General features: G+C 38.5%; 15 protein-coding genes. 11 read left to right on the top strand and 4 right to left on the bottom strand.

What is annotated here, in order from left to right; genetic code table 11:
- The first annotated feature begins 24 nt into the window (after positions 1-24).
- The 5 genes from A3Q33_RS01820 to A3Q33_RS01800 all read left to right on the top strand — a co-directional run bounded on the left by A3Q33_RS01820 (position 25) and on the right by A3Q33_RS01800 (position 11,072).
- Entirely contained in the window at positions 25-3,012 is a 2,988-nt protein-coding gene (locus A3Q33_RS01820; RefSeq protein ID WP_081178313.1) for a TonB-dependent receptor, read from the top strand.
- 138 nt (positions 3,013-3,150) lie between these two features.
- Complete coding sequence (locus tag A3Q33_RS01815) at positions 3,151-4,425, top strand: sugar MFS transporter (RefSeq protein WP_081178311.1); 1,275 nt, start codon at positions 3,151-3,153, stop codon at positions 4,423-4,425.
- The gene (locus tag A3Q33_RS01810; protein ID WP_081178310.1) at positions 4,425-7,040 is read left to right on the top strand and encodes a glycoside hydrolase family 3 protein; all 2,616 of its coding nucleotides are present in this window, start codon (positions 4,425-4,427) and stop codon (positions 7,038-7,040) included. Before A3Q33_RS01815 ends, A3Q33_RS01810 begins: the two co-directional genes overlap by 1 nt.
- A 212-nt stretch (positions 7,041-7,252) precedes the next feature.
- Complete coding sequence (locus A3Q33_RS01805; RefSeq protein WP_081178308.1) at positions 7,253-9,439, top strand: OsmC domain/YcaO domain-containing protein; 2,187 nt, start codon at positions 7,253-7,255, stop codon at positions 9,437-9,439.
- An 811-nt stretch (positions 9,440-10,250) separates the two neighbouring features.
- Positions 10,251-11,072 (top strand): M90 family metallopeptidase, encoded by an 822-nt coding sequence (locus A3Q33_RS01800; protein WP_081178306.1) that lies wholly within the window; start codon positions 10,251-10,253, stop codon positions 11,070-11,072.
- A gap of 81 nt (positions 11,073-11,153) precedes the next feature.
- On the opposite strand, the gene katG is transcribed toward A3Q33_RS01800, so the two are convergent.
- A complete protein-coding gene (katG, locus tag A3Q33_RS01795; protein ID WP_081178304.1) occupies positions 11,154-13,376 on the bottom strand; it encodes a catalase/peroxidase HPI in 2,223 nt (740 codons plus the stop codon).
- A 296-nt stretch (positions 13,377-13,672) separates the two neighbouring features.
- On the opposite strand from katG, the gene A3Q33_RS01790 reads away from it, so the two are divergent.
- Positions 13,673-14,575, top strand: a complete 903-nt coding sequence (locus tag A3Q33_RS01790; RefSeq protein ID WP_081178302.1) for a hydrogen peroxide-inducible genes activator — start codon at positions 13,673-13,675, stop codon at positions 14,573-14,575.
- A gap of 142 nt (positions 14,576-14,717) precedes the next feature.
- The gene (locus A3Q33_RS01785; protein ID WP_081178301.1) at positions 14,718-14,903 is read left to right on the top strand and encodes a hypothetical protein; all 186 of its coding nucleotides are present in this window, start codon (positions 14,718-14,720) and stop codon (positions 14,901-14,903) included.
- A gap of 270 nt (positions 14,904-15,173) precedes the next feature.
- Here the strand turns inward: A3Q33_RS01785 and A3Q33_RS01780 are convergent, their stop codons facing one another.
- Positions 15,174-15,506, bottom strand: a complete 333-nt coding sequence (locus A3Q33_RS01780) for a GIY-YIG nuclease family protein (protein ID WP_081178299.1) — start codon at positions 15,504-15,506, stop codon at positions 15,174-15,176.
- A gap of 229 nt (positions 15,507-15,735) precedes the next feature.
- On the opposite strand from A3Q33_RS01780, the gene A3Q33_RS01775 reads away from it, so the two are divergent.
- Together A3Q33_RS01775 and A3Q33_RS01770 are read left to right on the top strand one after the other, a co-directional pair.
- On the top strand, positions 15,736-16,935 hold the full coding sequence (locus A3Q33_RS01775; protein WP_081178297.1) for a DEAD/DEAH box helicase: 1,200 nt from the start codon (positions 15,736-15,738) through the stop codon (positions 16,933-16,935).
- 152 nt (positions 16,936-17,087) lie between these two features.
- Complete coding sequence (locus tag A3Q33_RS01770; RefSeq protein WP_081178295.1) at positions 17,088-17,348, top strand: DUF2999 family protein; 261 nt, start codon at positions 17,088-17,090, stop codon at positions 17,346-17,348.
- 89 nt (positions 17,349-17,437) lie between these two features.
- Here the strand turns inward: A3Q33_RS01770 and A3Q33_RS01765 are convergent, their stop codons facing one another.
- The gene (locus A3Q33_RS01765; RefSeq protein WP_155866675.1) at positions 17,438-18,100 is read right to left on the bottom strand and encodes a peptidylprolyl isomerase; all 663 of its coding nucleotides are present in this window, start codon (positions 18,098-18,100) and stop codon (positions 17,438-17,440) included.
- Between the two features lie 283 nt (positions 18,101-18,383).
- Between A3Q33_RS01765 and A3Q33_RS01760 the strand changes: the two genes are divergently transcribed.
- A complete protein-coding gene (locus A3Q33_RS01760) occupies positions 18,384-19,208 on the top strand; it encodes a DUF2059 domain-containing protein (protein ID WP_081178293.1) in 825 nt (274 codons plus the stop codon).
- 137 nt (positions 19,209-19,345) lie between these two features.
- Complete coding sequence (locus A3Q33_RS01755) at positions 19,346-19,822, top strand: RDD family protein (protein WP_231295761.1); 477 nt, start codon at positions 19,346-19,348, stop codon at positions 19,820-19,822.
- Positions 19,823-19,859: 37 nt separating this feature from the next.
- Here the strand turns inward: A3Q33_RS01755 and xylB are convergent, their stop codons facing one another.
- A complete protein-coding gene (xylB, locus tag A3Q33_RS01750; RefSeq protein WP_081178291.1) occupies positions 19,860-21,317 on the bottom strand; it encodes a xylulokinase in 1,458 nt (485 codons plus the stop codon).
- Positions 21,318-21,612 lie beyond the last annotated feature (295 nt).

Here is a 21,612-nt window from a genome sequence, read left to right as displayed (position 1 = left end):
CTATTTTAAGTAAGTAGGGCAATCATGAAACAATCAACTTTTACCAAAACACGTATAGCATTGACTATATCGTCAATATTAGCGGCAGGCATGAGTACACAGTTAGTTGCTGCAGAAGCAGATGTCGCATTAGCAGAAAAAGAAGCTAATGTTGAAGTCATCACCGTATCAGGTATCCGCGGTAGTTTAGTTCGGTCAATGAATGTAAAAAGAGAAATGTCAGGGGTCGTTGATGCGATTTCTGCAGAAGAAATGGGTAAGTTCCCAGATACCAACTTAGCAGAGTCTTTACAGCGTATTACCGGGGTTTCGGTCAGCCGTTCAAATGGCGAAGGTAGTCAAATAACCGTACGTGGTTTTGGTCCTGACTTTAACTTAATTACACTTAATGGCCGTCAAATGCCAGGTACAGGTAATTCTCGTTCATACAGCTTAGAAAACTTGTCGTCAGATGGAGTTAGTGCATTAGAAGTTTACAAAACCGCTCGCGCTGAAAATCCAAGTGGTGGTTTAGGTGCAACAGTCAATATTATTACTGTTAAACCTCTACAAAGTCCAGGAGAGAAATACTCACTTTCAGCGAAAGGTATATATGACTCGTCAAATGAAAAAGGTGATGATGTAACACCAGAATTCTCAGCGTTATACAGTAATACCTTTGCTGATGATACGCTTGGCTTTGCGTTATCTTTTTCTCACCAGCAGCGTGATTTTCAACAACAATCGGCAAACATTCAAGGTTGGCAGTTTCAGCCAGATGATGCACTTCCTTCATCATTAGATGCTGATAAAATTGTTGATAACCGTGATGCCAACGCAGCTGCTGGCGCATTCTTTCCTCGTGATATGAACTACGGTATTGCCGATATTGAACGTGAAAGAACTAACGCAAATGTTACTTTTCAATATGCTCCTTTTGAAAGTCTTATAATGACACTTGATTACACCATGGGTGAAGCCACTACGGGGAATAATTCAGTGGGTTGGGGCCAATGGCACGATTATGGCGGAAATATTAATGCCTATGAATTAGATGAAAATGGTACGGTTTTGTATGCTGATTTAGCGGGTAACGATGGTTCTTATACTGCTAATCGGGATACTACCCAAGTTGATGAAAAATCAATAGGTTTCAATGTTGAGTGGCAAGCAACCGATGAGCTAAGTTTATCATTTGATTACCATAATTCAGAAAGTAATACTGATAATGGGAAAGATAAAGGCATGGGTTCTGCAGGTTCACTAGTCTTTGGATCTGATCAGTTAGTCAATAAAACTTATGATTTCCGTACTGGCGACATCCCACAAGGTGTTATTAACTGGAAAAATGGCTCAACAACGCTTGCGCCTAGTGAGATGGATTCGCATTTTAGCCAATTTATTCACAGCCCGGGTAAAGCTGAAGTAGATCAATTACAAATTGATGGTACTTGGGAAAATCCTTATGACTTCCCATTAATGCACATCAAATTTGGTGTTGCACGTACTGAGCAAATTATGGGTGGTTCAAATGCCTGGAGTGGTCTCATTGGTGGTTTCTTATTCAATCCAAATTACTCTGCTGCATTCCCAGATAGTATGTTTAATTACAACACCACTAGTGGCTTTTTAGATCAGTTTTCAAATGGCGATAGCCCTATTGGTGCTGGATACTATTATAGCTTTGATTTTGATGAAGCTGTTGCGCGTTCGCAAGCTTACTTAAACCAAGACTTGCTTGGTGATGATTATTTTGACACAACAGCTTATCGTCAACACCTTGACCAAGGCAGTTTTTCTAAAGGTTCTGTAGAAGAAAATACTAATAGTATTTATGTTTCTTCTTTATGGGATATGGATGTAGCTGACTTCCCAGTGCAAATTAATGTTGGTTTTAGATATGAGCAAACTGATGTGACTAGTAATGTAGTGCAACCAATTCCAACTGAAGTTTGGTGGAAAGGTGGTTCAGAGTGGCATACTCAAAATCAACCAGGTGAAAATACTGTTTATATGGTTGAAGCTGATCATGATGTGTTTTTACCTATGATTGATATCAAAGTTGATCTTACTGATGATGTTGTAGCACGTGCATCATGGGGGAAAACCATTACTCGTGCTCCATTAGGAGCATTAGCTGGCGGTAGAACTTTAGGTGCAAGTACTAGAGTTAACAATCGTGTTGGTGGTGAAGGCAATACCGATCTAAACCCATACCAGTCAACAAACTTTGATTTATCTGTCGAGTATTACTACGCAGAAGGTAGTTATGCCTCTGTTGGTTACTTCAAAAAAGATGTAAAAAACTTTGTTAGTAATATCGGCATAAAAACAACAATTGATGATATGCGTGATATTTATCAAGGTCCACGTTGGAATCAAGCTGTTGCAGATTTAGGTGGAGATCCAACTAGTGATGAAATTTTTGCTCAAATGCAGCTTAATGGTGCAACCTTAAACGCTCAGGGTTACATTGAACCAGCTTCAGATGATCCATTAATGGAATGGAATATCACCAGTCCATTTAACAATTCTGATGATAAAAAAGTTGATGGTTTTGAAGTAGCAGTTCAACATTTATTCGGTGAAAGTGGTTTTGGTTTTGGTGCAAATGCCACATTTGTTGGTGGCGATGTTGAGTTTGATGTTGATGATATAACCAGAGTTGCAGATATCAAAGATCTAGAGCCACAAACACCGTTAACCGGTTTAAGTGACTCAGCTAACTTTCAAGCATTTTATGAAAAAGACGGTTTGTCAGTGAAGATTTCTTACGCATGGCGTGACGAGTACTTAATTGGTGTCGGTCAAGGTCAGGGCTCTTCTGATGCTCCTCCACAATTTGCTAAAGAGTTTGGTCAAGTCGATATGAGTGTTAACTACGATGTTAATGAGAACTTAACGGTATTCGTTGAAGGGGTTAACTTAAATAACGAAACTGAAGAGTCTTTTGGTCGTTATGAAGCTCAATTTTTATCTGCTAGACAATACGGTTCGAGATATACTTTGGGCGTTCGATATAGCTTTAAGTAACCTTAAACATAGCGCCTGTTTGATATGCAGGCGCGCACTTCTCTTTATTTAGCATTGTCATGTTCTAACGGTATTTTTAGTTAATTGAACTCAACAAGGTTATGGCATTGCTAATTCCATAGTATAGGAATTTATCTTATGGCTAGTACTTCAGTCGTATTAGACAAACAACATAGCACCACAGATATTAGTGCACCTAAGCAAAATCGCTTTGCGTTGGTTTCTTTAACAACTCTGTTTTTTATGTGGGGCTTTATTACCTGCTTAAACGACATTCTTATTCCACATTTAAAAGCCATCTTCGATTTAACTTATACCCAATCGATGTTAGTACAATTTTGTTTTTTTGGTGCTTACTTTATTGTTTCCTTGCCAGCAGGGCAGTTAGTGAAAAAAGTCGGTTATCAAAAAGGTATTGTTGCAGGCCTAGTTGTCGCCGCGTTAGGGTGTTTAATGTTTTACCCTGCAGCATCAATGCACAGTTATGCGATGTTTTTATCAGCATTGTTCGTGTTAGCCAGTGGCATTACTATTTTACAAGTTTCGGCGAACCCATATGTTACTTTACTTGGGCCAACAGAGTCAGCTTCTTCAAGATTGACCATGACCCAAGCGTTTAATTCTTTAGGCACAACGGTTGCGCCATATTTAGGTGGTTTGTTTATCCTAAATGAAGCGGTACATTCCATGGCTACCGAGCCTTCAGCAGACTCAGTTAAAGTACCTTATTTAGTCCTTACTGCGGCTTTACTGATATTAGCGGCTATTTTTGCTTGGTTGAAATTACCGCATATTGCTAGTGCAGAAACTGAGGAAGACGAAGTTGTCTCAGGCTCAGCTTGGCAATATCGTCACTTAGTTTTAGGTGCTTTGGGTATATTTGTTTATGTTGGCGCTGAAGTGTCTATTGGTAGCTTTTTAATTAACTTTTTTGGCGAAGCCAATATTGCTGGGCTAGAAGAGTCCGAAGCGGCTAAATACCTGACTTATTATTGGGGCGGAGCCATGGTCGGACGTTTCATAGGTGCGGCGGTCATGCAGAAAATTGATGCTGGTAAAACGTTGGCATTTAACGCTTTTTTTGCGGTGGTTTTAGTGACTATTGCTATGTTAACTAGTGGTAGTTTAGCAATGTGGGCAATTTTATTAGTCGGACTATGCAACTCTATCATGTTCCCGACAATTTTCAGTTTAGCGTTAAACAGCTTAGGTAAGCATACCAGCCAGGGGGCAGGCATTCTATGTTTAGCCATTGTCGGCGGTGCGATTATACCATTATTACAAGGTGTACTTGCTGACATCATTGGTGTGCAATTATCTTTCATTCTGCCAGTACTTTGTTACATCTACATTGTTGCTTATGGTGTCATTGGCTCTAAACCGTCAGCTGTTACTTTGAAGGAACAAGCATAATGAATAAATTTACCTACCTATTTGTTTCAACTATTTCAGCATTGGGTTTAGCGGCTTGTAATGCTGGCGCTAAGATTGAATCCGAAACAAAATCAACGGAAATAGTGTCGAAGCCGGTAGCGGCTAATAAACCCGTATTAGCTAAGAAAAACTTATCAATTTGGCCGTCTATTAGTTCTGAAGTGAAAACAGACGCTGCGCTTGAACGACAAGTAAAGCGCTTATTATCTACTATGACATTGGAGCAAAAAGTAGCACAAATGATCCAACCGGAAATTCGCGATATTACATTCGAAGATATGCGTAAATATGGCTTTGGTTCATACCTTAATGGTGGTGGCGCGTTTCCTGATAATAATAAACATGCCACTCCGCAAGATTGGATCGCCTTAGCCGAAGCTATGTACCAAGCTTCTATTGATGACTCATTAGATGGCTCAACTATTCCTACTATGTGGGGTACAGACGCGGTTCATGGTCATAACAATGTTATTGGTGCTACGCTATTTCCGCATAATATTGGCTTAGGTGCGGCAAACAATCCTGCCTTAGTCGAAAAAATTGCAAAAATCACGGCGACAGAAGTCATGGTCACTGGCATTGATTGGGTTTTCGCGCCAACGGTAGCAACGGTTCGAGATGATCGCTGGGGCCGAACTTATGAAGGCTACTCTGAAGATCCAGAGATTGTAAGATCTTATGCTGCATCAGTGGTTAAAGGGTTACAAGGCCATGCGGGTAATGACTTTTTAGGGGATGATCGCGTGATCAGTACCGTAAAGCACTTTATTGGTGATGGCGGAACTGTTGACGGTGACGACCAAGGCGATAACTTAGCGTCAGAGCAAGATTTATACGACTTACATGCCCAAGGCTATGTGGGTGGTTTAACCGCTGGCGCGCAATCAGTTATGGCATCATTTAACAGCTGGCATGGTGATAAAATTCACGGCAATCGTTACTTGTTAACCGATGTGTTGAAAAACAAAATGGGCTTCGATGGCTTTGTTGTTGGTGATTGGAATGGTCATGGGCAAATTGTTGACTGTACAAATGAAAGCTGTCCACAAGCGGCAAATGCAGGTTTAGATATTTTTATGGTGCCAACAGATGCTTGGAAGCCATTAATGGAAAATACGATAGCGCAAGTTAAGCAAGGCATTATTCCACAAGCGCGTATCGACGATGCAGTTAGCCGTATTTTACGCGTTAAGTTACGTGCAGGTTTATTTAATAAACCTAGCCCAGCTAATCGACTTTTTTCAGGTAAAACTGAATTAGTGGGTAGCGAAGAACATCGTGAAGTTGCTCGCCAAGCGGTAAGAGAGTCTTTGGTATTATTAAAAAATAAAGCTAATTTATTACCACTTTCACCTAAGTTAAATATTTTAGTTGCTGGTGATGCTGCTCATAACATTGGTAAGCAATCAGGTGGCTGGAGTATTACATGGCAAGGTACTAATAATAGCAATGAAGATTTCCCCGGCGGTACCTCAATTTATGATGGCTTAGCATCTCAAGTTAACGCTGCAGGCGGAAAAATTACGCTGAGCGAGAACGGTCAGTTTTCTCAAAAGCCAGATGTTGCCATTGTTATTTTTGGTGAAGAACCTTACGCAGAAGGGCATGGCGATAAAGATAATTTAGCCTATCAACGTGGTATGCAAACAGATTTAGCTTTATTGAAAAAGCTTAAAGCTCAAGGTATTCCTGTTGTCAGTATTTTTATCAGCGGTCGACCTATGTGGGTAAATGCTGAGCTGAACGCCAGCGATGCTTTTGTTGCTGCTTGGTTACCTGGCTCTGAAGGTAAGGCTTTAGCCGATGTGCTATTAACCGATAAGAACAAGCAAATACAGCATGACTTTACAGGTAAACTTTCTTTTTCATGGCCAAAAACGGCGACACAAATTGTTAACCGATTTGACGAAGTTTACGAGCCGTTATTACCTTATGGTTTTGGTTTAACCTATCAAAGTAACAAAGAACAAATGCTTTTATCTGATAACTTATCTGAAGAAGTTAGCAGTGATGAAGGGCTAACTAAAAACACCAATATATTCTCTGGTCAAGTAGTTAAGCCATGGCGTATGTTTTTATCATCTGAGCAGCAATCGTCAGAGTTACGTTCAAATAGTGCCAAACTTCCAGGTATTACTTATCGTACGGTAGACAAAGTAGTTCAAGAAGATGCCTTCCGAATTGACACTTCAGGCACGGCAAAAACAGGTGTGATATTTTCAAGTAGTTTCAGAGAAGACCTTGGTTTTGAATTAGAACAAAATTCTGCCTTGGTAATTTCTGTTAAACGTGATTCAAGCATAACTGCGCCAGTGATTGTTGAAATGCACTGTGAATCTATTGGTGATGCATTTGGCAGCTGCAGAGCGGCTGTTGATATTACTGATAAAATGCAAACATTAGCGCAAGGACAATGGCAAAATATTGCCATCGATTTACAATGTTTTGTCGAGAAAGGTATCGCAATGGATAAAATTGTTTCACCGTTTGCCCTTTATACCAACGGCGCTATTAAACTTTCAGTAAGCGATATTCGCTATCAACCTCAAGCTGAAATTAATACACCTAAACCTTTATTAATTCAGTGTCCTTAATGATAAAACACTAAGGCATAAATATTGATGAAAAGGCGAGTAGTTACCTACTCGCCTTTTTCTTTGCTCAAATTTAGGGTTTTATGCAATTAACCCAAGACTATTGCGGCAAAAACCACGATAATTCCCCGCATTAAGATAAATTCGCTGATTAGCAAAGTTTCAAAGTGAAATTTTGGCAGTTACAGCAATCAATTGTGGGATCCAATCTAATGGAAATTAAAGTTAATTTTCTCGACAACGTAAAAGTTGAAGCCAAATTTGATGACTTTACCGTCGTCGCCGACCAACCTATTCGTTATAAAGGTGATGGCTCAGCGCCCGGACCGTTTGATTACTTCCTAGCTTCGTCAGCTATGTGTGCGGCGTATTTTGTTAAGGTGTATTGTAATTCTCGCGATATTCCGACCGAAAATATTCGCTTATCACAAAACAATATTGTAGATCCTGAAGATCGGTATAAGCAAATATTTCAAATTCAAGTTGAGCTGCCTGAAAGCATTTCAGAAAAAGACCGTTTAGGTATTCGACGCTCAATAGATCGTTGTACGGTAAAAAAAGTTATACAAACAGGGCCGGAATTTAAAGTTGATTTGGTCGACAGCTTAGAAGATGACGCACAAGCCATGTTAATGGCAGGCGAACAAGGCACAGACAGCACTTATATTCTAGGTAAAGATTTACCGCTAGAAGAAACCATTAAAAACATGACCGCGATTTTAGCGGGCTTAGGCATGAAAATTGAAATTGCCTCATGGCGCAATATTGTGCCAAATGTATGGTCATTACACATTAGAGATGCCGCTTCTCCAATGTGTTTTACCAACGGTAAAGGTGCCACAAAAGAAAGCGCACTATGTTCAGCCTTAGGTGAGTTTATTGAACGCCTTAATTGTAATTTCTTTTATAACGATCAGTTTTTAGGGCAAGACATCGCTAACAGCGATTTTGTACATTACCCGAACGAAAAGTGGTTTACGTTATATGAAAGTGATGATTTACCTGAGGGTATTTTAGATGATTATTGTTTAGATATTTACAATCCTGACGATGAACTTCGTGGCTCAAACCTAATTGATACCAACTCAGGAAACGCTGAACGTGGTATTTGTGCTATTCCTTACACGCGCCAATCTGACGGTGAAACAGTATATATTCCTTCAAATTTGATTGAAAACTTATTTCTAAGTAATGGCATGAGCGCCGGTAATAACTTAGCTGAAGCACAAGTGCAGTGTTTGTCTGAAATATTCGAGAGAGCAGTAAAAAGACAAATAATAGAACAAGAAATTGTTTTACCTGATGTGCCTAAAAGTGTACTTGAAAAGTTTCCAAGCATTTTGGCCGGTATCGAAGCCCTTGAAGCCCAAGGGTTTCCAGTTGTTGTTAAAGATGCCTCGTTAGGTGGTCAATTCCCAGTAATGTGCGTTACGTTAATGAACCCAAAAACCGGTGGTGTATTTGCCTCGTTTGGTGCACACCCAAGCTTTGAAGTCGCGTTAGAGCGTAGTTTAACTGAATTATTACAAGGGCGTAGTTTTGAAGGCTTAAATGATGTACCAAGACCAACATTTAATAGCCTTGCGGTATCTGAGCCTGAAAATGCCGTTGAGCACTTTATTGATTCAACTGGTGTAATTTCATGGCGCTTCTTTAGTAACAAGGCAGACTTTGAGTTTTGCGAATGGGATTTTTCTGGCACCAGCGCAGAAGAAAACGATCGTTTATTCGGTATTTTAAAAGCCTTAGGTAAAGAAGCTTACGTGGCAGTATTTGACCAACTAGGCGCAACCGCTTGTCGGATATTAGTACCTGATTATTCAGAAATATATCCTGTAGAAGACCTAGTTTGGGATAACACCAACAAGGCACTTAATTACCGCGAAGATATTCTGAATCTGCATATTTTAGATGATGATGCACTCGAAAGCTTAGTTACTCGCTTAGAAGATAGCCAGTTAGATAATTATATCGATATTAGAACTTTGATAGGTATAGAGTTTGATGAGAACACCGTCTGGGGACAGCTCACGATTTTAGAGCTTAAAATACTGATTTATTTAGCCTTAGGTGCCTTAGAAGACGCGCAAGAGTTAGTCGAAGAATTCTTACAGTTTAATGATAATACCGTTGAGCGTCGTTTGTTTTATCAAGCGATGCAAGCTGTGCTCGAAATTGAAATCGACGAAGACATGCAACTAGAGGATTATATTCATAACCTTAATAGAATGTTTGGCGAAGATATGATGAGTAATGTTGTAGGTTCAACAGAAGGCACAGTGAAGTTCTTCGGCTTAACCAAAACAGGCATGAACTTAGAAGGCTTAGATAAACATTTAAGACTAATCGACAGTTATAAAAAGCTTCATCAAGCACGAAAAAATATAGCGGTGAGCTAACATTAATATATTCGCTATAAAAATAGTTATTTAGTTAGTAGCTAAGAAAGCAGTAAAGAAAACAGTTAATAATCAATCATTAGAAGCCAATTCCACTAAGCGGAGTTGGCTTTTTTATTTGTCCTTTTTTTATTCATTGTTTCTAAAGCCAGCTATCTCCTTTAGGGAAATCGACTAAACAGAATATATCGTGGTTAATTTTTGTTGAATTTTAGACAAAAAAAAGCGTTTACCTAAAAAAGTAAACGCATTATAAAAACATAAAACACAATAAAAACATAAAACACTCAGGGAAGTAAGTATCTTGTATAGTAAGAGCTATTGTTTCGGGATAAGTTCAAATTTATTTGAATATTTTTTTAGCTGCTTTTTGATGGTTTATTTAAAGGGGGTAAACGCTACTTTTATTTACGAGTGGCGTTAAATATTACTCAATGAAATTGGTAATCTAAAACAAATTTTACTCATTAAGCGTACTACTTTTTTATTTTAAAGATTAATTATCTACACATTAATTATCTACACAGTGAGCACTAGATAAGTTTTTGCTAAGTTTCAGACAAAAAAAAGCGTTTACCTAAAAAAGTAAACGCATTATAAAAACATAAAACACAATAAAAACATAAAACACTCAGGGAAGTAAGTATCTTGTATAGTAGGAGCTATTGTTTTGGGATAAGTTCAAATTTATTTCAAATTTATTTATTTTATGTAGTGTTTTAATTTTTTATAGATGATTATTAAGAAAATAATTTGATATTTGACTAATTTGTCCTCACTTTATAATAAAGTTTAATTAGTATAATTGATTATGTTGTCTTACTTCCTACCGATATTTATTGGTTTATTGCTCATAGCTTATGTGGCTGGAAAACCTTATTGGTTAGCATATAAACGTCGATTAATAAAAACTAAGCCCTTTAAAAAACAGTGGCGAAAAATCATTCAGCAAAGAATGCCGTATTTTAGACAAATGCCAGCAGATTTACAGCTGCAATTAAAAAAACACATTCAGGTGTTTTTGTCCGAAAAAGAATTTGTTGGTTGTAATGGCTTAGTGATCACTGACGAAATAAAAATCACTATAGCGGCGCAAGCCTGTTTGCTACTACTAAATCGAAAAACTAATTATTACCCGAAGCTACGAACGATATTGGTTTATCCAAGCGCTTTTGTAAAACAACAGCAGACACGAAGTGGTGACGGGGTATATTTTACTCAAAAAGTGGTATTAGCTGGAGAGTCTTGGGACTTTGGCAAAATAGTATTGTCGTGGCAAGACACCTTAGAAGGCGCGCAAATTCCTGATGACGGTCGCAATGTAGTGATTCATGAATTTGCACACCAATTAGATCAAGAAGATGGTCGAGCTAATGGGGCACCAATATTATCAGCAGGGCAAAGTTATCAGTGTTGGTCTGAGATTTTTTCTAAGCAATTTGAAGTACTACAAAAGCAAGCGAATACCGGCGAACCCTCACTATTCGACTATTATGGTGCGACCAATCCCGCAGAATTTTTTGCGGTAGCCAGTGAAGTGTTTTTTGAACAGTCTCGGCAATTTAGTCAACAACACCCTAAGCTTTATCAACAACTAACTCAGTACTATCATGTTGATCCAATTTACTGGTAATCCGTTTTTAAAAATAAAAAAGCGAGTATTACTGTTACGTAATAATCGCTAATATAAATTTACTACTTACCTTATCTGAGGTTACTTCAAATCAAAGCGATCTAGCTGCATTACCTTAACCCAAGCTTTTACAAAGTCAGTAACGAACTTATGCTTAGCATCATCAGAAGCATAAACTTCGGCAATGGCGCGTAATTCAGAGCTGGATCCAAAAATTAAATCTACTGGTGTTGCTTGCCACTTTAATTCATCTGACATGCGATCATAACCTTGATATACCCCAACTTGAGTACTGTCTTTGCGCCAAGTGGTCGACATGTCGAGTAAGTTGACAAAAAAGTCGTTGGTTAATAACCCTGGAGTTTTAGTCAGTACACCTAGCGCTGAACCATCATAATTGGCGTTCAAAGCACGCATTCCACCAACCAATACAGTCATCTCTGGCACATTTAAACCCAGTGAGTTAGCTTTGTCGACCAGCATTTCGATTGGTGACATGTAGCTATCTTCACTGTAATAATTACGAAATCCATCGGCATTGGGTTTTAAATAATTAAATGACTTAATTTCAGTTTGGGCTTGATTCGCATCAGCACGACCAGCATTAAAAGGCACATCAATTTCGTTTCCGGCTATTTTTGACGCTTGTTCAATTGCAGCAGCGCCAGCTAAAACAATTAAGTCAGCTAATGATACTTTTCTGTTAGGCGATTGCTGATTAAAGTTTTGTTGAATGGACTTTAATTTAGCTAACACTTTACTTAATTCTGTTGGGTTATTCACGTTCCAACTTTTTTGTGGCTCAAGCTGAATTCGCGCACCGTTTGCACCGCCTCGCATATCAGTTATACGATGACTGGCTGCTGAAGCCCAAGCAGCTCTTACTAATGCAGAAGTTGTGAGTCTAGAGTCTAATATTTGTTGTTTTAGTTCCTTAATATCCGCTTTTGAAATGAGCGGATGTTCAATCTCAGGGATCGGGTCTTGCCATGATAATATTTCACTTGGTACATCTGCACCAACATATCTAGCACGTGGTCCCATGTCTCTATGGGTTAGCTTAAACCAAGCCTTAGCAAATGCCTTATCAAATTCTTTTGGATCAGCTCTAAAGCGCTGCACAATTTTAAGAAAACTCGGATCTTCTTTTAATGCTAAGTCAGTCGTGAACATAATTGGCGCATTACGCTTATTAGCTATATGGGCATCAGGCACTAAATTAGCCGCTGCTTTATCGCTAGGTATCCATTGAATGGCACCTGCTGGGCTTTTAGTTTGTACCCAGGTAAAATTCATTAAGTTATCAAGGTAGTTAGAAGACCATTGTGTTGGTGTTACTGTCCAAGCGCCTTCTAAACCACTGCTAGTGGTATCAGCGCCAACACCTGAGTCACATTTGTTTTTCCAGCCTAAACCTTGCTCTTCAATGGCTGCTGCGGCTGGCTCTGCGCCCACACAATTTTCAGGTTTTTTAGCACCATGGGCTTTACCTAATGTGTGGCCACCAGCAATGAGTGCCACTATTTCTTCGTCATTCATTGCCATTCTACCAAATGACATTCTGATGTCGTTGGCAGCTAAAAGTGGATCGGGGTTACCATGTGGCCCAACAGGGTTAACATATATTAACCCCATTTCTACCGCCGCTAGTGGGCCTTTTAATTTGCCTTTTTTATCTCGTCGCTTGTCATCAAGCATAGTGGTTTCTGGTCCCCAGTATACTAGGTCAGGTTCCCAATCATCACTTCTGCCACCAGCAAACCCAAAGGTTTTAAAGCCCATTGACTCTAGTGCAACATTACCAGAAAGTACCATTAAATCGGCCCATGAAATTTTGCGGCCGTATTTTTGTTTTACTGGCCATAATAAACGTCGAGCTTTATCTAAATTAACATTGTCAGGCCAGCTATTTAATGGATCAAAACGCTGTTGCCCACCTGAAGCTCCGCCTCGACCATCATGCACACGATAAACACCTGCACTGTGCCACGCCATTCTTATCATCAAGGGACCATAATGCCCCCAATCGGCAGGCCACCAAGCTTTTGAATCAGTTAATGTTGTTTCTATATCTTTTTTTAATTGGCTTATGTCTATGGTGGCAAATTCTTTGGCATAGTTAAATTGCTCGCCATACGGATTAGATTCAGCACCGTGTTGACGAAGCGGGCTTAAATTTAACTGCTCTGGCCACCAAAATTGGTTAGTTTTGGCAGCATCAGCTCCTAGCGCCGTACTTGATAACGTGATTGATGAAAGTGCGACTGAAATAGCGGCAGCTAACGGTAGTGTTTTTTTAAACATTTTATTTCCTCAGCATTTTATGACTGTTGATTCACTTGTAGGAATCAATGTGATTAAGCATAGTGCTGAACGGTTATTTTTGATAATCGATTGAATGGAAGATAGTGTTCTGTTTTTTGAATGTATTGATTTTATAAATTAAATCAATGGTTTGTAAGTTGAAAATTAAGAATGCTTTATTTGAAGATAAAGTTAGTCTTACAGTGAGATAAAAAACTGATTAAACTGAGTTTTATGTTCGTTAATATCTATCAACCACAACCTATCGCGATCACAGGTAACTAAAATAGAAAATTATGATTTCACTTAAACAACTACATTATGCGCTTGCTGTTGAAAAGACCTTACATTTTAAAAAGGCCGCTGATGCCTGTAATGTTTCACAATCTGCATTAAGTACGGCCATTATTGAGCTTGAAAAACAGTTAGGTAGCACCATTTTTGAGCGTAATAACAAACAAGTGTTAGTCACTAACCATGGTCGGTTAATTTTAAATAAAGCAAAAACGATCAAGATAGAAATTGACGAACTTTTACAAATATCGCAGTCAAATAAACAGCCGTTTATTAACCCTATGAACATTGGTGTTATTCCTACAATAGGTCCGTATCTATTACCTAAAGTATTACCCGAAGTTAGGCGTCAGCATCCCTGCTTTAAATTGAAAATAATTGAAGATCAATCGCAAGTATTAGTCGATATGGTCAGGCGAGGTGATATTGACGCTGCTGTGCTGGCGCTGCCATTTCCTATAGAAGGTTTAATGAGTTTTAATTTCTGGCAAGAAGATTTTTACTGGGTCAGTCATAAAGACGAGTGCCCGAGTCAACTAAAAGAAATAACCAGTGAAGAATTAGAAATAGACAAACTTATGCTATTAAAAGATGGCCATTGTTTAAAAGATCACGCATTAGCGGCCTGTAGCATGCAAAACGACAAACAAGACAGCGACTTTGATTCAGCAAGCTTACATACCTTAATTCAAATGGTTGCGGGTAAATTAGGTACGACCTTAGTGCCGCAAATGGCGTTAGATCAGCTGATTTATAACGAGTCAGAAATTAGGGCAATACATTTAAACGAACCGGGGCCGCATCGAACCATATCGTTAGTTATTCGTCCTAACTATGTAAGAACTAACGAGCTGACAATGTTAAGGGATATATTTAACCAAGAGTTAGCTAAAAAGTGCGGTTGAAACTTGTAAACGTGACCGTTTAGACATGTGAGTTCGGGTTTTATTAATCTGTATTTTAGAACGACTTTATTGATTTTATCAAATTTACTGGATTAACTAACTAAGCAATAATGGAGGTATATCTAATTAAAAGGAATAAATGATGAAAAGCTTAATTTTAAATATCGGCGTAAACATCGGCGCAAACATGAGTGAAAACATTCAAACCTTATTGAATTTAACTCATCAACGTAGTACTGACGTGAAGTCGCAGCAACAAGTTGCATGTAATTACCCTAATAATTACTACGGTGATCAGCAATGCCACCCCATACAAATAGAACCATAAACCTGTGGCTTGAAGTAGATTTAACACACTTGTAAGCTGTATTTTGGCGGCAATTCTAAGCACATTAACGAGATTGATTTAATAATTGATTTAGCTGAATTTTGTTGATGCTGTTAGTCTATTGGCTAAGCGATTTACAGGCGTGGCGAAATAAATAAAGGTCCTATGAAAAGGTTGTTAAATAGGTTGTTACAGTACATGTAGAACACATTTAGATGGTAATATTTAAGTCTGCTTATTTTAGGTCTAACTATTGAGAGTCGTGATAGTTCACACATCGCTGAGCATAGGTATTCTTAATGCTTCACGTTTTAGAAGTCGCTCTGCAACCTCTGCAGGTACTTGATAAAATTCGTTAACGTATGCTTTAGCATGTAAATATTGGCGAATTTGTTTTTTAACATTACATGGATTTTTACATTGAAGTGAAAATACCACCGTATAGTCGCCAATGGTATTTTCAGACAACGTAATTGCGTGCTGAATTGGATCAATAGGCGTACAGCCGATTTTAATAACATCGCTAAAAAATGAATGTGTCATGACATAAACATTACCATAGGTAATATTCGTGCTGCTGGTTCCTTGCGCAGTATTTCCCATCAAATAATTAACCTATAGTTATGATCCATAAAGTGATTTCAATAAATTCATAAAAGCTAAATACCAACCGTTATATAGCGCTATATATAAATAATTATATCAGCAATTTTAACTAGACGTTGGCACTTAAAAAATTACATTAAACGAAAGTGAATGTTATAATCGCCGACAATTTTGAGCGGGCTTGTTGTTAGCCTTCATGCTAGCTATAAACCTAAAGAGATTTTTAATGCCATTTTCCCAGCTTGGGTTGTCAAACCCGATAGTAAATGCGATAGCTGATTTAGATTATCGTCAACCCACTGACATACAAAAGCGTGCTATACCGGTTATTTTATCTGGTAAAGATGTCATTGCCGCAGCGCAAACCGGCACAGGAAAAACCGCAAGTTTTGTCTTGCCGTTATTAGAAAAATTACATGCTGGTGAAAGTGATACTGAGCGTAATTTACGTGGCAAACGCATTCGAGTATTAATCGTAACACCAACTCGCGAGTTAGCGGTTCAAGTTGAAGCTAACATTGCTCAATATAGTAAATATTTAAACATAAGCTCTATGGCGATGTATGGCGGCACTGAAATAGAACCGCAAAAGCAGCGCTTAATTTGGGGCATTGATATTTTGGTAGCAACCCCAGGTCGACTGCTCGATATGGCGCATCAGCGGGCGGTTTATTTCGATCAACTTGAAGCTTTTGTACTTGATGAAGCCGATAGAATGCTCGATATGGGCTTTATTGATGACATCAATAAAATTATTGAACGCTTACCAGAAAAACGCCAAAATTTATTATTCTCAGCCACTATTTCTGACGATGTTAGAGCGTTGGCTAAAAGAACACTTCATCATGCCACGGAAATTGCTATTGCTAAAAATAGTGATTCAAAACCGAAAATAGCACAATGGTTAGTAACGGTAGATAAAGGCAACAAGTCAGCCTTATTGAGTTACTTGATTAAAGAACAACAATGGCAGCAAGCCCTTATTTTTATTGAAACAAAACATGGTGCGGCAAAGCTTGTTAGTCAATTAGAAAAGCGTGGCATTAAGGCTGAGTCAATTCACAGTGGCCGAACCCAAGCCATACGCGAACAAATTTTGAATGATTTTAAAGCCGGTAAAATTGACTTTCTAGTTGCCACGGCCATCGCAGCTCGTGGTATCGATATTGGCGAACTGGCTCGCGTGGTCAATTATGACTTACCTGATAAAGTAGACGACTATACTCACCGTATCGGCCGTACAGGTCGTGCAGGAAAAAATGGCGAAGCGGTATCTTTTGTCGCTAAAGACAACTTTAGAAACCTCTGTGCAATTGAAAGTAACTTAGGCCATGTTATTGAGCGCCGGGAGTTTGAAGAGTTTCCAGTTAAAAAAGTGGTTCCCGTGTCAATTTTAAATTATGTGCCTAAAAACAAGCGTAGTTAGATAAAGTATGCTGCTAAATTTTGAAGGTAGTGATCACCTTTTTACATTAAATGCAGCAATGATAGAATAACCAAAACGCAATCGACGCTAGCGGTTAAGTTGCTAGAACGACAAATTAAGAATTATAAACAAGTAAGTAAATAGGAAATTTGATGAACCCAATTATTGCAATTTTAAAAGAACATAACGTTAGTGACGAGCAAACTAAAGCGGTATTTCAAGCGCTAACAGAAAACCCAATAATGGCTATGGCAACAGTACAGCAGTTGGGTATCCCACAAGAAAAATTACAAGCATTAATGATGTTACTAATATCAAACCCAGGTTTAATTGAAGAAGCGGTTAATGAGTTAGGTTTAGACTTTTCGAAAGTCGAAGCCGCTAAGGCAACCTTAAATAAAGAAAATCCGTAATAATTAAGCAACAGCAGGGTAAGTGAAATCTTTCCCTGCTGTTATTTATAAAAATAGTATCTATTAGACGTTTTATAAATTTAGCGAAATTATTCTACGCGAATAGTCGCTTTAATAATTTTTACTTCTTTTTGTGTGCGACCAGAACGACTGCCTAAACTTTCAATTGCCGGCAATGTTGTGTCTAACCCCTCAACTACCTCACCAAAAATAGTATGCTTGCCATCTAACCAAGGAGTTGCAGCAAAAGTAAGAAAAAACTGGCTGCCGTCAGTATTGGGTCCTGAATTTGCCATACTTAATAACCCTGGCTTATCGTGACTTAATGCACCTTCAAATTCCCCCGCATATTTATAGCCAGGATCACCTCTACCATTACCTAACGGATCGCCACCTTGAGCCATAAACTTATAGATCACACGATGGAAAATTAAGTCATCATAAAAGCCAAGTTTGGTTAAATAAATAGTGCTTGTTGCATGCATTGGCGCAGTTTCTGGGAGTAACTTAACCACTAATTTTCCTTCTGTAGTTTCTAAGTCCCAAAAATATTGCGCTTCAGGATTGAACGTTACTATTTCAGGTTTTTCTAGTTTTGTTTTCCAATCATTTTGTGTTTTATCTATTTTTTGCTTTTCAACATAAGCATTTACCGCTTCCACGGCAGGATCAGCGTTAAAACAACCCGTTAAACCTATTAATAACACGGTTATTAAATATTTCTTTAGTGATGGACGGTAACTTTTCAGCATGCGTTTATTATTCCTTTATATTAATTAGCTGACATGGCGTTAGACAGGGCAGTTTGAAGCTTGAGCCGATAGGTTAGTTAATTCCTAGATGTTGATCAACTGTATTTTCAATGATTTATACCTGCTTCATTTTTAAGGTAATATTTTGAGGATAATAAGCGTCGAGAAACTACACAAGCTAAAAATAAAATATTTCAGTGAATTAATAAGACTCTGTGCTATGGTTTACTGTGCTAAAAGCGAGCTTTTAATGAAACCCACTTATAAAATTCAAGGAATGAAAATGAAAAAATTTAATTCACTTTATACTGTTTTATTTTTACTGTTCACAACATTTAGCCAACTGAGTGCTGCTAAAACCATAAGTGATGCAGAGGTAACGCAATATATGGCACTTTCTGGTATTGATTCTGCGCTTAACAGTATTCCTGCGCAAATGAGTGCCATGAATCAGCAAATGCAAATGACAGCTAAAGACCCGGCACAATCACAAAAGGTGATGGATTTATTATTAAATGCTTGGCAATTTGAGGATGTAAAACTCGTTGTTTCTGAGCATGTAAAAGACAATTTCTCTGCCAATGAAATGCAAAAGTTACTGACATGGTTAAACAGTGATTTAGCGCGAAGAATAAAAGCGGCTGAGTTAAAAGCCTCTGCACCAAGTTTCAATCAAGACTTTATGACTTATATGGCAACACTACAAACTACCCCACCGACTACATCACGCGTAAAGGTGATTAGAAATTTTGTAGAAGTAACCAACTTAGTGGATCATTCGTTGAAAATTGTCATGGCAGTAGCAAAAGGTACAATTGAAGGTTTAATGGTAGCAAACCCAGGTCAAGGTGTTGATGAAGCCCAAATTCAAGCGCAAATGTCACAAATGGAACTTATGATGAGACCGGCTTTAGAGCAACAAATGATCATGGTTTCTTATTTTATTTATGACCAATTAACCGAGCAAGAAATACAGCAATACACAGCATTTTACCAGCAACCATTAGGTAAAAAAGAATTAACGGTAATGTATGACGGTATCGGCCAAGCTCTAAATTATTGGTCTACAACCGCCTTCGAAAATATTGCTACAGAGTTCATTGAATAAGAAATTAATATTAATACTCGCCACTTCATTGCTTAGCACTAAGTTGTAAATCGTACTTTTGCCAATAGTCATTAGGCTTAATACAGCTTTACAACTTAACTTACGCATATAAATATTTAAGTAATAAAGGCAATAAAATGACAGAACCTGATATGACAGAGTCGGAGCTAGCGGTGGATATTAAAACTGTTCAATATGTCGGTTTTTGGCCGAGATTAGGCGCAAGTGTCATTGATTCAATCTGTGTAATATTGCTGACATACCCATTTTTATATTTAATTTATGGTGCTGAGTATTTCGACTCTGATGGTTCGGTTCAAGGCTGGACTGATTTTATAATCACTTACTTATTACCTATAATCGCGGTTATTTTATTCTGGATTTATAAATCAGCAACGCCAGGTAAAATGGCAGTGTCGGCAAAAATCGTTGATGAAAAAACCGGTAAAAAACCAAGTGCCAAGCAATGTGTTATTCGTTATTTGGGCTACTATGTTTCAATACTTGCATTAGGTTTAGGTTTTTTTTGGATTGCTTGGGACAACAAAAAGCAGGGCTGGCATGACAAAATGGCTGGCACTGTGGTTATTAGTGACAATAAGTTTTCATCATGAATTAGCCGTTCTAGCATAATCAAGTTATCTGGGCTTATTAAAAGTGTTTTTTAATACTTTCATATATTTCTTGGTACTTTTTGTATTGCACGCTGTAATACTTTTGCATTTCGGTATCGGGTTCAATGATCAACTTGACCTTACCGCTTTTACATACACTGGCTGGTAATGATTTTTCAACCCCTATTCGTGCTAACCTGGCTGCGCCAAAAGCAGGACCAACTTCGCCACCTTCTCTGTAAGTCAAAGGCCTGTTAAGTACACTGGCTAAAATTTTACCCCATAATGGGCTTTTTGAGCCGCCGCCTATCACGGAGACTTCGTCGATTAAGCTGCCTGAATTTAAAAGTGCTTGCTGTCCATCTGCAAAAGCAAAAGCCACACCTTCTAAAACAGAACGACCAAGCGTGGCTGCGTTTGAATTGTGATCTAAGCCGAAAAATAGGCCTTTTGCCGAAGGGTTGTTATGTGGTGTACGTTCACCAGATAAGTAGGGCAAGAAAAGCACACTACAGGGTTGAGTAAAGTCGCATTGCTCAATCTCATTTAATAACGCTAGTTCATTTTCAAAACCAGTTAAGCGAGTGACCCAAGATAGGCAACTAGCGGCGCTTAATATCACCGACATTTGATGCCAAGTATTTTCTATGCAATGACAAAAAGTATGAACTGCATTGTCAGGATTGGACTGATACTGATCATTTGCTACAAAGTAAACCCCCGAAGTACCAAGCGATAGAAAAGCTTGGTTCGGTTTTATAACACCAATGCCTGCCGCTCCTGCTGCATTATCACCCGCACCAGCAACAACAGGTACTTCATCGAGCCCCCAAGCTTTGGCTACGCTAAGCAAAAGGTTACCGGTAACTTCTGTTCCTTCATAAAGGAGAGGCATATGTGCCTGGGTTAAATAGGTTGCCGCTAACATCGGGGTTGACCAGCAGCGATTAGCAACGTCTAGCCATAAGGTGCCAGAGCTATCAGACATGTCTGATGCAAAGTCACCAGTCATTAAAAAGCGCACATAATCTTTGGGTAATAACACTTTTGCAATTTTAGAGAAGTTTTCCGGTTCGTTTTCCTTCACCCACAAAAGCTTCGGGGCTGTAAAACCGGGCATCGCAATATTACCGGTAATTTTACGGCTGTTAGGCTCTGCTGCTTCAAGGGTTTTACATTGTTCTTCACTTCGACCATCGTTCCATAAAATAGCAGGCCTGATCACTTTATTATCGGCATCGAGTAAAGTTGCACCATGCATTTGTCCTGATAAACCCACTGCTTTTACTGAGGCTAATAACGCAGGATGCGCTAGTTTGAGCTGTTGAACGGCATCACATGTTGCTTGCCACCAATCTTGTGGGTTTTGCTCAGCCCATAGTGGATGAGGGCGAGACACCGTTAAGCTACAACTCGCTTGTGCTAACAACGTGTCATGGCAATCTAAAATAATCACCTTGACACCTGATGTGCCTAAATCAATTCCCAAATACATATTTAACTTCACCTAAAGTACTAATATAGCGGTTGATTCTAACATTAGCATTGTGTTTTGTTGTAATCAAAAAAGCTTTTTTAGTTGGCTACTTGTTTTGGGTTATTTAAATTATCTTGCCGAAAATATCAATAGTGCTTTAAATACACTAAAGCTTTAACCTTGACTTTAAATGAATATTATACAATCACGCTATTATGTAGATGTAGATGTAGATGTATGTCTAAATTTATAGATCGATTAAGTCATTTATTATGGTTTTGGTTTGTCATCGCTATCTGTCTGGTAAGGTCAA

This window comes from Colwellia sp. PAMC 21821 (assembly GCF_002077175.1).
GTDB lineage: Bacteria > Pseudomonadota > Gammaproteobacteria > Enterobacterales > Alteromonadaceae > Cognaticolwellia.
Note: the sequence above shows the minus strand (reverse complement) of the source record. Positions and strands in the feature narration are given on the sequence as shown.

Bases quoted from the DNA above. Each gene is read 5' to 3' on its own strand.
- A3Q33_RS01785 (WP_081178301.1), top strand. From the start codon at position 14,718: ATGAAAAGCTTAATTTTAAATATCGGCGTAAACATCGGCGCAAACATG.
- A3Q33_RS01800 (WP_081178306.1), top strand. From the start codon at position 10,251: ATGTTGTCTTACTTCCTACCGATATTTATTGGTTTATTGCTCATAGCT.
- A3Q33_RS01755 (WP_231295761.1), top strand. From the start codon at position 19,346: ATGACAGAACCTGATATGACAGAGTCGGAGCTAGCGGTGGATATTAAA.
- A3Q33_RS01790 (WP_081178302.1), top strand. From the start codon at position 13,673: ATGATTTCACTTAAACAACTACATTATGCGCTTGCTGTTGAAAAGACC.
- A3Q33_RS01775 (WP_081178297.1), top strand. From the start codon at position 15,736: ATGCCATTTTCCCAGCTTGGGTTGTCAAACCCGATAGTAAATGCGATA.
- A3Q33_RS01780 (WP_081178299.1), bottom strand. From the start codon at position 15,506: ATGGGAAATACTGCGCAAGGAACCAGCAGCACGAATATTACCTATGGT.
- xylB (WP_081178291.1), bottom strand. From the start codon at position 21,317: ATGTATTTGGGAATTGATTTAGGCACATCAGGTGTCAAGGTGATTATT.
- A3Q33_RS01820 (WP_081178313.1), top strand. From the start codon at position 25: ATGAAACAATCAACTTTTACCAAAACACGTATAGCATTGACTATATCG.
- A3Q33_RS01760 (WP_081178293.1), top strand. From the start codon at position 18,384: ATGAAAAAATTTAATTCACTTTATACTGTTTTATTTTTACTGTTCACA.
- A3Q33_RS01765 (WP_155866675.1), bottom strand. From the start codon at position 18,100: ATGCTGAAAAGTTACCGTCCATCACTAAAGAAATATTTAATAACCGTG.
- A3Q33_RS01815 (WP_081178311.1), top strand. From the start codon at position 3,151: ATGGCTAGTACTTCAGTCGTATTAGACAAACAACATAGCACCACAGAT.
- A3Q33_RS01805 (WP_081178308.1), top strand. From the start codon at position 7,253: ATGGAAATTAAAGTTAATTTTCTCGACAACGTAAAAGTTGAAGCCAAA.
- katG (WP_081178304.1), bottom strand. From the start codon at position 13,376: ATGTTTAAAAAAACACTACCGTTAGCTGCCGCTATTTCAGTCGCACTT.
- A3Q33_RS01810 (WP_081178310.1), top strand. From the start codon at position 4,425: ATGAATAAATTTACCTACCTATTTGTTTCAACTATTTCAGCATTGGGT.
- A3Q33_RS01770 (WP_081178295.1), top strand. From the start codon at position 17,088: ATGAACCCAATTATTGCAATTTTAAAAGAACATAACGTTAGTGACGAG.